This is a genomic window from Pseudomonas sp. NPDC090752, assembly GCF_055584805.1.
The window spans coordinates 1-13,635 of sequence record NZ_JBVJLI010000002.1 but is presented as its reverse complement, the minus strand read 5'-3'; the positions used below and the strand labels follow the sequence as shown (position 1 = coordinate 13,635).

Here is a 13,635-nt window from a genome sequence, read left to right as displayed (position 1 = left end):
GTCTGGAGGCCAGATGGAGAGGGAGCAAGACGAGCAGCGCGGGCGCCGCTCGATCGACGTGGCGGGGGCCATGAACGAGTACCTGTCACGCCAGGACTGGCGCGTGCAGGCCAACGCCAACCAGGGTTATTCGCTAGGCGGCCTGGTGCTCAACGTGTCCGGCAAAGTCACCGCCAACTACTGGCTCGATGAAATCTACCGTGCCGAAATCGGCGAGGCGCATCGCCAGGGCGATCTCCACCTGCACGACCTCGACATGCTCGCCGGCTATTGCGCCGGCTGGTCCCTGCGCAACCTGCTGCACCAAGGGTTCAACGGCGTGCCCGGGCGCATTGAGGCCGGCCCGCCCAAGCACCTGAGCAGCGCCCTCGGGCAGATGGTCAACTTCCTTGGCACGCTGCAGAACGAATGGGCAGGCGCACAAGCCTTCAGCTCGTTCGATACCTACCTCGCACCCTACGTGCGCAAGGACAACCTGGCCTACCCGCAGGTGCGCCAGGCCGTGCAGGAGTTTATCTACAACCTCAACGTGCCGTCACGCTGGGGCAGCCAGACGCCCTTCACCAACCTGACCTTCGACTGGGTCTGCCCGGAGGATTTGCGCGAGCAGGTGCCCGTCATCGGTGGCGAAGAAATGCCCTTCACCTACGGCGAGCTGCAGGTGGAAATGGACCTGCTCAACCGCGCCTACATCGACGTGATGATGGCCGGCGACGCCAAGGGCCGAGTGTTCACCTTCCCCATCCCGACCTACAACATCACCCACGATTTCCCCTGGGACAGCGACAACGCCCAGCGCCTGTTCGAGATGACCGCCCGCTACGGCCTGCCTTACTTCCAGAACTTCCTCAATTCCGACATGCAGCCCAACCAGGTGCGCTCGATGTGCTGCCGCCTGCAACTGGATGTGCGCGAACTGCTCAAACGCGGCAACGGTCTGTTCGGCTCGGCCGAACAGACCGGTTCGCTTGGTGTGGTCACGTTGAATTGCGCACGGCTGGGTTATCTCTATCCCGGCGATCCGCAGGCGCTGTACGCACGCCTCGATGCCTTGTTGGAACTGGCCTTCGAGAGCCTCGAATGCAAGCGCGATGTGATCCAGCGCTACATGGACAACGGCCTGTTCCCCTACACCCGGCGCTACCTCGGCACCCTGCGCAATCACTTCTCGACCATCGGCGTGAACGGCTTGCACGAGATGCTGCGCAATTACACCGGCGACCGCGACGGCCTGCACACCGAAGCCGGCAGAGCCTTCGCCCTCGCCATGCTCGACCACGTACGCGCCCGCCTGGTGACGTTCCAGGAACGCAGCGGCCACCTCTACAACCTCGAAGCTACCCCCGCCGAAGGCACCACCTACCGCTTCGCCCGCGAAGACCGCAAGCGCTACCCCGGCATCCTACAGGCCGGCACCCTTGAAGCGCCGTACTACACCAACTCTTCGCAGCTGCCGGTCGGTTTCACCGACGACCCCTTCGAAGCGCTGGAACTGCAGGATCTCCTGCAATGCAAATACACCGGCGGCACCGTGCTGCACCTGTACATGGCCGAGCGCATCAGCTCAGCCCAGGCCTGCAAGCAGCTGGTGCGCACGGCCCTGAGCCGGTTCCGGCTGCCTTACCTGACCGTGACCCCAACGTTTTCGATTTGCCCGGTGCACGGGTACCTGGCGGGAGAGCACGAGTTCTGCCCGCGTTGTGATGAAGTTTTATTGTGCGCAGAAAAGGAGCAACACCATGAATGCAAACCAGCCATTGCCTGAAGCCAAGCGTCAACGGTGTGAAGTGTGGACCCGCGTGATGGGCTACCACCGCCCCGTCGCTGCCTTCAACCCCGGCAAACAGTCCGAGCACCGCGAGCGCCTGCATTTCCGCGAGGACCGCTGAAGTCTCTGCTTAGAGTGGAAATCTGTGGGAGCGGGCTTGCCCGCGAAGAACGCACCGCGATATATGGCACCGGCTTTGCCGGTGTTCGCGGGCAAGCCCGCTCCCACAGAGTCCGCACTGTTTTCCACAATCAGGATTGACTATGACAGTGCCAAACCCCAAATCCCACCCCACCGCCCTACGCATCGGCGGCCTGCAACCCCTGACCACCCTCGACTACCCCGACCACCTCGCCTGCGTAGTCTTCTGCCAAGGCTGCGCCTGGCACTGCCGCTACTGCCACAACCCCGAACTCATCCCCGCCACCCCCAACCCAGGCCTCCCCTGGACCGACGTGCTCGAACTCCTCGACCGCCGCCAAGGCCTGCTGCAAGCCGTCGTCTTCAGCGGCGGCGAAGCCACCCTGCAACCAGCGCTACCCGCCGCCATGCGCGCCGTGCGTGAGCGCGGTTTCAAAGTCGGCCTGCACACCGCCGGCATTCGCCCAGGGTCGTTGAGCCGGGTGCTGCCGTATTGCGATTGGATAGGAATGGACGTCAAGGCGTTGGAGGAAGATTGCCAGCTGATCACCGGCGTGCGCGGGAGTGGGCGGGCGAATTGGGCGAGTCTGGATGTGTTGCTGGGCAGTGGGGTGGCTTATGAGTGCAGGACTACGGTGCATTGGGGGTTGTTTGATTGCCAGCGGGTGCAGCGGTTGGGGGAACGGTTGGCGGGGGTGGGGGTGAGGCGGTTTGTGGTGCAGGTGGCGCGGGCGGGGCGGGTGTTGGATCAGGGGTTAGGGGATGTGCCCAGGCCTGCTGAGGTTGAGCGGGTTTGGGAATACTTGGGGCAGCTGTTTGAGTGCTTTGAGGTTAGGGAGCCATGAGGGCGCATGCACTGTGTCAGGCGAAAAAAGCCGACTCCATAAAAAACCCGCACATTTTGTGCTTAGCTGCCGTAGCAACCATTGGCATGGCGGGTATATTGCGAGCGACTTTATTTGAAATGAGGTCACTCAGGTAGCTGTTTTGAGTAAGCTCAGGTGAATGATTGATACGTCTTTACCGGTCCCTTGGGCATTTACAGATCGAGAGACTGCACCGGGATGCCGAGAGCGGCAGCGAATCTTTCACGTGTGGCCTTGCGTGGGCGCTCGCTAGCTTCCTGCTGGGAATAGGCCGACTGGGTAATCCCCAGGCGTTCGGCAACCTCAGCTTGCGTCAGGTCCAGGTGCCTGCGCCATGCGCCGATAGCCGTCATTCCCTCTTTGACCATGTATCCCACCACGGCATTGGGGACCAGGTCTTCCTGGGGACGGGTTGCGATGTAGTCCGCATACGGCACCACGACGAACGCGGGGCGGCCATCCGCGTCGTTGATGATCTGTTCCTTAAAAGTACCCTTATTAGCGCTGGCTACCCTCGGAATCCGACGGAACGCCAAAACGAAAAAACCCGCCAGAAGGCGGGTTTTTCGGGGGCTCCAGAGATTTTGAAAGCTTTCTATGGAACCTTGAATGGTGCCGGCACCAGACGAACGGTTTCCCGTTGTGAGGTCAGAGGATTCGCGGGGCTGGAATTTGGTGGATTTTTTGATGTACCTCATAGGGTATCTATAAAAAAATCAGCTAGTTATGGATTTCTGTGGAATCGAATCGGGAATTTTGGAGCCCTACCGATTGCTGCTGTGCAAGAGGATGTCTGCTATTGAAGACATCTTTGAAAGCTTCAGTGAGATCTGAGATCATCGGTCTTGAATACTAGCCATGGAGGGGCACAAAATTGTCTCGAAGAAGCTTTTACAGACGATCGCTACCGAGCCAAAGCTGCCAGTCGTGTACAGATTCAATTAAACCCCTGTAGCTGAGTCTAAGGCGTTCACAAGCTTCGCCGATAATCTGTACCAAGCCATTCTAGACGTACCCCTGTGTGGTTTTAGGGGCTACGGCAATATAGCTAGCGGACTGACGACCCCACGGCGACGCTTGAATTTCATTGTCTCGAAGTCAGGGAACATGGCACTCTACTTCGGTCATCACTGGGGCGTAGACATGAGCGGAAAGCAAAGTAAAAGAAACCGAAAGCTTCAGGCTCAGCAGACTTTGCCACGGCTTGACGCGGTGTATGGCAACGTCCTTAAGAACGTAACCTCGCTCACTGTCACCATTGATGCCCAAGGTCGGATCAGCATTCCCGAAATAGATCCTGCAAGCATCCAGAGACGACTAACGTATGAGCGGGAAGGGAAACAAGACAAGGTAATCTACGCTGCTCCGGCGACTGACTTTACGCACGAAATCAGTCAGTGGGACGAGTTGGTGCAACACTTTGACTATCTTATGGCAGTAGACACGAACACGCTCAAGGAACGCAAGAGAGGCATTCGCATAAGCGTTTGTTCAATCTACTGTTTTTCCAACGAGCTTGCCCGGCTAGGGCCAAGTGACAGTGCCATGCACGTGGAGTCATACCTTATCTGTGACGCTAGTGAGGATTCGTCTATTAGCCATGAGCCGTTAGGGTGGCATCTTGCGATAAGTCGCCATACCGCATTAGCACGTCAAGCCACCAAACGCGTCGGCCTCATCACCGATCATGACTTAGGAAAACATACTGTCATCAATGCTGGTCGTGCTACTTACTTCGATGATATCTATCTTCCTCCTGGAGTAAAGCTGCTCTACGCTTCATCAGATAAGGCCGATAATTTCGCCAATCAGCTTGTACGTCATTGCGATACTGCCGCGACCAAGATTCTCGATAAGTTTTCAAAATTTCAGATGAAGCAATTTCTATACCCTGACCCCATAGAATTTGGATCTGCGTTCTGCTTCCGTGTGAGGGTTTCGACTAATCCCCTCGATTAATCCATCTTAAAACCATAAAAGCACCTTTAACTGGCAGCTTTGGGTCCAGGCTGTGTGAAAACCCCTGCGATTGTCTAACCTTCTGATCGTCGAGATCGTGACGGGGACGATCATGAAGCGATTCATCGAAGGTGAGGCTCGAACGCAAGTCACGTTACTGCCGGATTGCCTGGACGATTACATCACCGAAGAAAACCCAGTTCGGGTCGTCGACGTTTTTGTCGATGAACTCGACCTTGGGGCGCTCGGGTTCGAGGGTGTCGATCCTGCGGCAACTGGCCGTCCGGCCTACCATCCAGCAGTGCTGTTAAAAATCTACATCTATGGCTATCTCAACCGGATTCAGTCCAGCCGCCGGCTTGAGCGTGAGGCAGAGCGTAATGTTGAGTTGATGTGGCTAACTGGCCGATTGGCGCCTGACTTCAAGACGATTGCCGACTTTCGCAGAGACAACGGTAAAGCCATTCGCAGCGTCTGCCGACAGTTCGTAGTGCTTTGCCGCAACCTCAATCTCTTCTCCCAATCGATCATCGCCATCGACGGCAGCAAATTCAAAGCCGTGAACAATCGCGACCGCAATTTCACTCAAGGCAAGGTGAAGGCGCGCATGCAGCAGATCGAGCAAAGCATCGACCGCTATCTAGCGGCAATGGATTCAGCCGATCGGGCAGCGCCGGAAGTAACCGAGGCCAAGACTGAGCGATTGAAAGACAAAGTCGAAAAGCTGAAACAGCAGATGCAAAAACTCAAGGACATTGAGGCGCAGCTTCACGCCAGTCCCGATCAGCAAATCTCTCTTACTGATCCAGATGCCCGCTCAATGGCCACAAGCGGCCGAGGCTCCGGCACAGTTGGGTACAACGTACAAACAGCAGTCGACGATAAGCACCATCTGATCATTGCCCATGAGGTGACCAACGTTGGTAATGATCGCGGGCAACTGAGCAATATGGCGAACCAGGCACGCGAAGAGATCGGTGCCGAGGCGCTGACGGTGGTTGCTGATCGAGGCTATTACAAAGGCCCGGAAATCCTTGCTTGCGAACAAGCTGGCATCACCACCTTTGTACCGAAACCACTGACATCGAGCAGCAAAGCGGAAGGCCGATTCGGCAAGCAGGACTTCGTCTACATGGCTGCATCGGACGAATATCGATGCCCTGCGGACCAGTTGCTGACGCGCCGGCATTCCTCGATGGAAGACGGCATGTTACTGCACTGCTATTGGTTTTCAGGATGCCAGAGCTGCTCCATGCAGAAGCAGTGTACGACCGGTAAAGAGCGTCGACTCAAGCGCTGGGAGCATGAAGCAATAGTCGAGAGAGTGCAGATCCGATTGGAGCAAGATCCAGGGAAGATGAGGGTTCGCCGGCAGACGGTGGAGCATCCCTTTGGCACGCTCAAATTCTGGATGGGAAGTACGCACTTCCTGACCAAAACCCTGCCGAGGGTAAGCACCGAGATGAGCCTTCACGTGCTCGCCTACAACCTCAAACGGATGATGAGCATCTTCGGCATCGCCGGGTTACTTGAGGCGATCAGGGCATAAACCCCGTCGCTTGCTGGCCCGCAAACAGCTATATGGGCCGCTGACGCGGCCATATAGCACTACAAATGTCTATGTCGCCGGGTAAGGCTATGCACGCTCTTGCCTGCTAATTCCACAGGCAATCCTCGCGACTCTCAGTTTTCGACGTGTTTACTGCGTTTTCACACAGCCTGGGTCGATAGCTGCCGGCTGAGGATTACCGCTATCGACCCGAAGCTGGCGGTGGCGGAAGACAGCTATCGGCCAAAAGTGGATCTACGCTGACGGCCCCTATGAGGCTAACTGAAAGCACTGGTGGTACAGTGGCGCTTTGGCACAACCATCTAAAATTAGACAGTGAGGCTGTACGATGGAACGTAGTGAAATCAGAGAGTCGAGAAAGCTCGCCTTGCTCAAGAAAGTCCGTGAGCACGACTATGGAAAGTACTTGTATAAAGCAAGTATCCAGCGGATTAGAGGTTTTTCCGGAGAGGACATTACTTTTGAATTTCCAGTTACGGCACTCATCGGTCCTAACGGTAGCGGAAAGTCTTCCGTTTTAGGTGTCGCAGGTTGTGCGTACAAACCCATCAAGCCTGGATATTTTTTTCCTAAAAGTGCCGTTGGTGATGAGTCTATGTCTGGATGGCGAGTCGAGTATGAACTCGTGGACAAAGCACTAAATCCCCGCCAACTGGTAAAAAGGAGCAGCAATTTCAGACAAGCGAAATGGGTTAGGGGGGAAGTAGCGGATCGAGTTGTTCTTTTCTTCGGAATTGAGCGCACCGTACCTGCGGGAGAAAAAAATCGATTCAAAAAGCTGACTAAGTCGTCTTATGTACATCAGGGTGAGCTTTTGTCTCTTGACGCGGAGGTTGCTACTCAAGTCGAACATGTTCTTGGAAAGGCCGTAACTGAATTTCGTGTGACCGATGTGGGCCAAGACGAACTTTTCTTAATCGGAAAAAATGGTGACCAGCAGTACTCTGAGTTTCATTTTGGAGCTGGCGAGTCCTCCATCATCAGAATGATCAGCGAGATCGAACAAGCTCCCCCAAACTCCCTCATCATCATTGAAGAAATTGAGAATGGTCTCCATCCAATCGCCACACGCCGCATGGTCGAGTACCTTATTGACGTCGCTGAGCGTAAAAACGTGCAAACAGTGTTCACAACGCACAGTGACTATGCTCTTTCCCCGTTGCCTAATGAGGCAATCTGGGCGTGCATATCAGGCAAGCTTAAGCAAGGAAAACTATCGGTTCAGGCTTTGAGAGCTGTATCAGGCCGTGTTGATAGGAAACTCGCCGTTTTTGTTGAGGATGATTTTGCAAAAAACTGGGTCGAGGCGATCCTTCGAGAAAAGCTTGGCGCTGAGTTTGAACAAGTGGAAATTCATGCAGTTGCTGGGGACGGTACAGCCGTCAGCACGCACAGAGGCCATGTGCGTAACCCTGCAATTTCGTTCAAGTCACTCTGCATTATCGATGGCGACTCTGAGCAGCAAGGTGATGATGTTCCCGAAAGTGGCATTATCCGGCTACCTGGCGATCAACCTGAGATAAGTGTTTACGACAATGTTTTGTCTAATATCGAACGAGATATCGCGGTCCTAACAGTATCGTGCCAGCGTCCTCCGGAAGCGCAAGCGGAAGTCAGATCAGCCATGGAAGAAGTTGTGAGAACTAATAGAGACCCACACTTGCTCTACGTCCAATTGGGACTGAAAATTGGTTTCGTATCTGAAGTTATTGTCCGAGGGGCGTTCTTCGCTCTTTGGGTGAGAAATAATCCTGATTTTTGCAACACGCTAGCGACACGAATCCATGAGCTACTTAAAGAGTAGGACGCCACATAGCACCTTTTTAAACTCTGATTGAAAGTCCACCTATACCACGCCGACCATGATGGCGGCGTGTGTATCTCTGGCGGCCGAACAGCGTGTAATTAGACGTCGTGAACGGCCGTTTTTTGCCGAATACTGCCCTTCGCGACAGGCAGCAATCGGCCATAAGCGGTCATAGGACATCTACAAAAAACGGGGCGAGTCACCTCGCCTCACCGTGCGCATAAGATTGGCCAACCGAAATGTAAGCGCCACATGGTTTCTAGTCGCTCCGCAAGTGACAAATACTGAATGCTATCCTTGTGTTCAATTTCTGACCATAAGACATATGAGTAACGCCACTTGCTAAGATCGTTCAACGACGTGTCGCAGATTGCCAATGAACCAGTTCCTTGCCCACCTCGAAACTCTTGAAGAATTCGCTCTCTAAGCCCGCCATACCCCTTAAGACCGACTCCCCCAATGCCGTTATAGACAACCCGAAAGTCACCCACCCTGCGGTCGCAGATCATCCCTAAGTTCTCACGATGCGCAGCAAGAACATTGATGGCCACTGACCCCTTTTTCTGGCTTGGAGCGGCAGACCTGATCTCTGCATCCGAGTAGCTGGTATAAAGCCAGTACAAACCATCCGATTTCGGAGGCGGCCCACCTCCCAGTTGAAGCCGATCGGAGGCCTTCGTGACGCAGCTGAGGCGGCGCTCCTGGAGGATGTTCAGTGCTTCTAGTGTGAGATGAAACATATCGCTACCGTAGCTTCGAAGTTCAGGCCGATTTTGGCCGTTTGTCGCCTCTCCCTACCAGTTGCAATGGGGCGATAGGGTTATCAATCACTGGCAGCTTCCGCCTCATTGCCGTCCTTCGCGAAGTACGGCTACCGGCCACAAGCAGCCATTTAAAGTGGCTACATGCGATAGTTGCGAGGTCATACATTACCTGAGTCATTTTCACTGGCCTGGTAGGCTGTAAAATAAAAGTACACCCTCAATAGAAATCCAGTCCACTCATGTATATTGTAATAATAGCTTGGAGTCCCTGCAATATGGTTTTTCCCCTCAAGTATCAATGGGCGATTAGGACGTCGCGCATTAGAAACATGCAGTTCCATGCCGGTATGAACAAATTTTGAACGATGAGCATATAGCTCTTTGAACTTTTTGTTCATGGCCTCACTTCCTCCGCCGTAAATATTGACGAAATCGTTAAACCTCTGACTTATCTTGTAATCCTCGGTGATTATCGTAGCCCCACAATTTTTGCAGTCTATCTCATTTTCAACTTTAGAGTGATCAAGAAGTGCTTCAATGGCAGCAACATACGCTACAAGCTCATAGGAAACTCCAAAGTCGCCATCAGAGTACCGCTCATAAATTTCTCTGAAGCGCAATGCATCGTGAAACCTCCTGGAAGCCTGGCGCAGTTTTAAATCGCCATTAATGTGCTCTATCAACTCACCAAGCCGCGCTGGAAAACATAGCAGTCCTTCCACTCTAAAATCTTTGGCTTCCATCATGATTACTTCATGAATATTTGCTATGCCATCCGGCCCCGAGGGCATCCCTAATTTTGCTCCGTGAAGGCCAAAGAGCGGAGTGTCGTCTATGTACTTGCCAGAGAACTCGGTGCTTTTAACCAATACCTCAAAATCCTCCTGTGAAATCATATCGACATCATGGGCTTCTGAGATTAAAAACAGATCTTGAGACAATACCGTCAGCGCTGATGCGTAGCCAATAGCATCTTTTTTTATTTCATAGTTGAATTCGGATTTTGCCTTTCTGAATTTCGCAGGATAAACAAGTTCATATCCGCGAGATGAGGCGATCAACAGCATCCCAAGCCTGTCTATACGATAACTTCCAGATAATGCGGAGCCACATAGGATCTTAACTATGGCATAACAATCGTGGTTCGCCCCGCTTTCCCCAAAACGCACTTTGTCTTTGGCAGCCTGTATAGCATCGGCTATTTTGCTTGCGTAAGCCCCGAAAGCTAAATTTGTTTCGCGTTCAATCAGTCTCAACTCTAGAAATCTCAAGCCTTGAGACGTATGGTTATAAAAAATCAAGACCGCTTCGAATTTATTTGAAATCCAGCGCACCCTGTAACTATATACCTGTGGGTCCGCAGTGGCGCCATAGGTATGCTGGCAAGCTACTGGACCAATAGTGTCCTCAAATATATCCCAAAGAACCCCAAGAAAAAGATTAACATGTTTCATTTTTATATCCAGCGGTATCACTCTGGGCGGAAGGAGGTAAACACTTATAGGTGACATTGGATGCTCGCTGCGCACTGATCTATATGAATTCTGACTTCAGAAAGTTTTCTGATCTGACCTGAGTTTTAGCTCTGAACTGCCCAGAGTTTCGGCGCCATATTTTCGATCCTCAGGAGTAAAGGTGTTAGGTTAAGCCACGAGTACCAGCGCTGTCTCAACCGACTGCTTCGGGTCCAGGCTGTGTGAAAACCTCAGGCGTGATTCGATTGGTTAAAAACCAACCCAGAATTCGCGCCTCTACACGAATTCTGGGTCAGCTGAGTAGCCAAGCCTTTCAGACTTCACGTAGGACTGCTATCTAAAGAGCTATTGGGGTTTTCACACAGCCTGGGTCGATAGCAGCCATTCGCGAACAGCAGCCAACGACCCATTGCAGTCATTCATGGAGGTCAGCAACCGATCCGAAGAGTGCAGTGCATCAGTCGGAACCAGCGTGAAAACACCTCTCTCTGAGCATCAGTATTGCCATCAAACCAGGGCGGCGAAGAAGTCACTTATGCTGGTCCAGACCGAGACAACGAGCGGGCTCCACAGCGTGACGAGGAGCGCCAGAAAAGCGAAGCACATCGGGAAAATATATTCCGTAAAAAATGGAGTCAGCAATCCGCCCTTGATGAGTGCGCTTAATCTGGCCCGCCGCTTGACCCACGTGGAAACGCGGAAATCGATAAAGTCAGCGATGGGGTCATCGATCATCCCACATCGAAACGAATAACCGAATCTAACATAGTTAACATCGATAGCTTTGAATAGCTCAAAACCAGTCACTTTCCCCATAGTGGCCCCTTCACTAACGGGGGCATAGCGCTCGGGCACGCTGGCATACGCGGAGGCTTCGAACTTTTCCCGGCATTTAGCGAGCACCTGCCCACGATAGGACCGATAAGTCAGTCGAACCAAATCGTTCGCATAGAATTCGCACATTCTGCCATCCAGCACTCTCCAATTCTTTGGCAAATGCTGGACATATCGACCGAATAGATAGAGCAAGATGATCGCCCACACGACCCATAGGTGCGCTACGTTATCGCCAAACCTTACTGCGTTACCGAGTAGGGAAATGCTTTCTATTTTGGCATCAAAATACCAGGCCGCCACAAGCAAACCCGAAAAAACAAGCAAGAAGCTCCTCGTCTTTTTGAAGCTTCCCTCATCGACATCCGGCCCCATGTCACCCCTTCCTTGTAATACATCCCAGTGATCAATCAGCGAGAATATCACATTGCCATCACAGGAGTACTTTCCTTCGATGGCAAGTGAATCTACAAAATCTTAGCGCCCGAGGGGCGGCGATTGTTTTTCCCGGATTGCATACGGTGCTTAGAGAGCCACAGAACGGAAGTATCGGCGGACTCCGACTAAGATTGATCCGTCTGCTTTCGGGCGACAGCCGACTTTCCTGGAGGGCTGCTTTGGGTCGGTTGCGGTCGGTCGTGAATGTCAAAGTCAGGCCTTCTTAGCATTCGAAGACCCATGCTCTTTCTAAGCGACGAGCCAGCAGCCGCACGGTCAGTAGGTAGTAGTACCGAGTCGCCGTGCATCGCCCAGCTAGTCGGTGCTCCAGAACCCAAATCACATGTTTTCTCTTCCAAGCCCAAGGTGTTTCTAGCTGCCAGCGTCCAGATATCTCAGCTTGAATGAGCTTTGCTTGCCGTAAATGGCGCTGCCGCGTTGCGTACGACCCCGTCAGCACCGCAGCCAAGAACAGTTCCATATCGAATGGCTTACTCATATGCGTCCTCCAATGTAGGCCGCGACCACATCGATCCGACCGTGGCCCAACTCATAGCTGATTTGCCTTCGGGCCTCACGATCAAGGGTCTTATCTACCTGGCAACATTGGCCGCCGTTGATAGGCGCGGGGTGTTGGGTGATTTGCTCATAGCGTTCACATGCGTACGCCGCTCGTAGCTCATGGAAGCCTTTGAGCTTGTGTGCATGCAGGACGTCCCGCGCTGGGCGGATGATTTCCTGCAGAACAGTCAGATAGCTTTCGTCTGGCGCAATCAGGTTACGGCTACTCGCAGGCGACACCTTCTGTGCAACCTTCAGTGCGTCACGTATATGGTCATCCACCGTAATCCAACGGGGGGCAGGGGCACCGGCGCGGCCGCCTTTGGTGCCGTCCTGGATGTTGATCCTGCCTAGCTCGTTAGCCTCACGGCTTAGTCGTGGCAGGTCAGCCAAGATGGCCTCACGCAAGCGCATACCGGTGGCTCGCGCCAACAGCACAAGCGCGGCGGCGCGTTGATGATGTTGGCTGCAAAGTGCATTGACGATCTGCTTCACGTGCTCGCGATCTTGTCCTTGTGGCACTGACTGTCGAACCCCGGTGCGCTGCATACCCAACGCCTTGCTCGGACTTGGCAGTTTCACATGCTGATCACCGCGAAGCGCTGCCATGGTCCTGTTAACGCTGGATAGGCGGTTTTGTGCGGTGCTGATGGCGAGGCTACCGCACTTAACCGCATCGCGCAGACACGCCGCATAGTCCGCCAATACCTTCCGATCAATCTGCCGCGCATCATTGATACCTGGCCCTTGTTCGGAGCGGCACCACTTCACGAATGCCTGCCATCGACCACTGTGCGCCTTGACCGTACCGTAGTGGCCACCGCCGAACATGTCTTTCAGCGCCTGCGGCCCTGCATAGCTCAATTGCCTGCCGTAGCCGAAATTACGGCCGTCGCGTCTACCCACCAATGCCATGTCGGTCACCTCATCTACCGTTCTACGATCCTCGCCCCACGTCATCCCGCCAGGAATGTTGAGTGTTATCAGGGATCAAGGCCCCTGCGACCTGTGGGGAATGTCCTCTACGCGGGACTGGCGGCTCCTTACGTCCGGGAGCAAGGGCATCTCATGATCTGACCTCCTGAGCACCGTTACTGGTGGGCGGGTGGAGGCTGCATTGGCTGACGAGACCAGTGCCGCGAGATCCTGAGCCATGTGCAAGCAGCACTGCGATGACCGGTGCATGCCTGACTGTCAGTCAGGTGCAGTCCATTCCCTGGTCTGCGGCACCATCATCTACAAGGCTGTTGCTGGTGACATCGGCGTTTGTCACGCCAATTGTCACGAGGGGGATTGCCGCAAAGCCATATGCGATAAGGGCTGCAGCAGTGTTAGAAGTGCCCGTCTCTTTCCAGAATGTATAAACGGGAGACATGGGTGACGGCTGTGCCAGGACATGGTGGACACTTATCGGTAGCAATGACTGCCGGAGCTACAGCCATGCCCTGGGAT

General features: G+C 53.9%; 11 protein-coding genes. 6 read left to right on the top strand and 5 right to left on the bottom strand.

Annotated features, from left to right (window positions below; all coding sequences use genetic code 11):
- The first annotated feature begins 13 nt into the window (after positions 1–13).
- The 3 genes from ACZ6YA_RS03090 (at position 14) to ACZ6YA_RS03080 (ending at position 2,754) form a co-directional block, all read left to right on the top strand.
- Positions 14–1,765 carry a ribonucleoside triphosphate reductase gene (locus tag ACZ6YA_RS03090; RefSeq protein ID WP_465895355.1) on the top strand — a complete coding sequence of 584 codons (1,752 nt, stop codon included), beginning with the start codon at positions 14–16 and terminating at the stop codon, positions 1,763–1,765.
- Entirely contained in the window at positions 1,740–1,889 is a 150-nt protein-coding gene (gene nrdD, locus ACZ6YA_RS03085; RefSeq protein ID WP_465895354.1) for an anaerobic ribonucleoside-triphosphate reductase, read from the top strand. The genes ACZ6YA_RS03090 and nrdD overlap by 26 nt, the downstream gene beginning before the upstream one ends.
- Before the next feature lie 142 nt (positions 1,890–2,031).
- On the top strand, positions 2,032–2,754 hold the full coding sequence (locus ACZ6YA_RS03080; protein WP_465895352.1) for an anaerobic ribonucleoside-triphosphate reductase activating protein: 723 nt from the start codon (positions 2,032–2,034) through the stop codon (positions 2,752–2,754).
- Between the two features lie 194 nt (positions 2,755–2,948).
- Here the strand turns inward: ACZ6YA_RS03080 and ACZ6YA_RS03075 are convergent, their stop codons facing one another.
- A complete protein-coding gene (locus ACZ6YA_RS03075; protein ID WP_465895921.1) occupies positions 2,949–3,296 on the bottom strand; it encodes a helix-turn-helix domain-containing protein in 348 nt (115 codons plus the stop codon).
- Between the two features lie 622 nt (positions 3,297–3,918).
- Between ACZ6YA_RS03075 and ACZ6YA_RS03070 the strand changes: the two genes are divergently transcribed.
- From ACZ6YA_RS03070 to ACZ6YA_RS03060, 3 genes are all read left to right on the top strand, one after another.
- A complete protein-coding gene (locus tag ACZ6YA_RS03070) occupies positions 3,919–4,734 on the top strand; it encodes a hypothetical protein (protein ID WP_465895350.1) in 816 nt (271 codons plus the stop codon).
- A 112-nt stretch (positions 4,735–4,846) separates the two neighbouring features.
- The gene (locus ACZ6YA_RS03065; RefSeq protein ID WP_465895348.1) at positions 4,847–6,283 is read left to right on the top strand and encodes an IS1182 family transposase; all 1,437 of its coding nucleotides are present in this window, start codon (positions 4,847–4,849) and stop codon (positions 6,281–6,283) included.
- Between the two features lie 349 nt (positions 6,284–6,632).
- Positions 6,633–8,108: an ATP-dependent nuclease gene (locus ACZ6YA_RS03060; RefSeq protein WP_465895347.1), complete on the top strand. Its 1,476-nt coding sequence runs from the start codon at positions 6,633–6,635 to the stop codon at positions 8,106–8,108.
- 925 nt (positions 8,109–9,033) lie between these two features.
- Here ACZ6YA_RS03060 and ACZ6YA_RS03055 read toward each other — a convergent pair.
- The 4 genes from ACZ6YA_RS03055 to ACZ6YA_RS03040 all read right to left on the bottom strand — a co-directional run bounded on the left by ACZ6YA_RS03055 (position 9,034) and on the right by ACZ6YA_RS03040 (position 13,098).
- Complete coding sequence (locus tag ACZ6YA_RS03055) at positions 9,034–10,329, bottom strand: hypothetical protein (RefSeq protein ID WP_465895345.1); 1,296 nt, start codon at positions 10,327–10,329, stop codon at positions 9,034–9,036.
- 528 nt (positions 10,330–10,857) lie between these two features.
- Positions 10,858–11,559, bottom strand: coding sequence for a hypothetical protein (locus ACZ6YA_RS03050; RefSeq protein ID WP_465895342.1), 702 nt, complete (start codon positions 11,557–11,559; stop codon positions 10,858–10,860).
- 286 nt (positions 11,560–11,845) lie between these two features.
- Positions 11,846–12,121 carry a hypothetical protein gene (locus ACZ6YA_RS03045; RefSeq protein ID WP_465895341.1) on the bottom strand — a complete coding sequence of 92 codons (276 nt, stop codon included), beginning with the start codon at positions 12,119–12,121 and terminating at the stop codon, positions 11,846–11,848.
- Complete coding sequence (locus ACZ6YA_RS03040) at positions 12,118–13,098, bottom strand: integrase domain-containing protein (RefSeq protein WP_465895340.1); 981 nt, start codon at positions 13,096–13,098, stop codon at positions 12,118–12,120. Before ACZ6YA_RS03040 ends, ACZ6YA_RS03045 begins: the two co-directional genes overlap by 4 nt.
- Positions 13,099–13,635 lie beyond the last annotated feature (537 nt).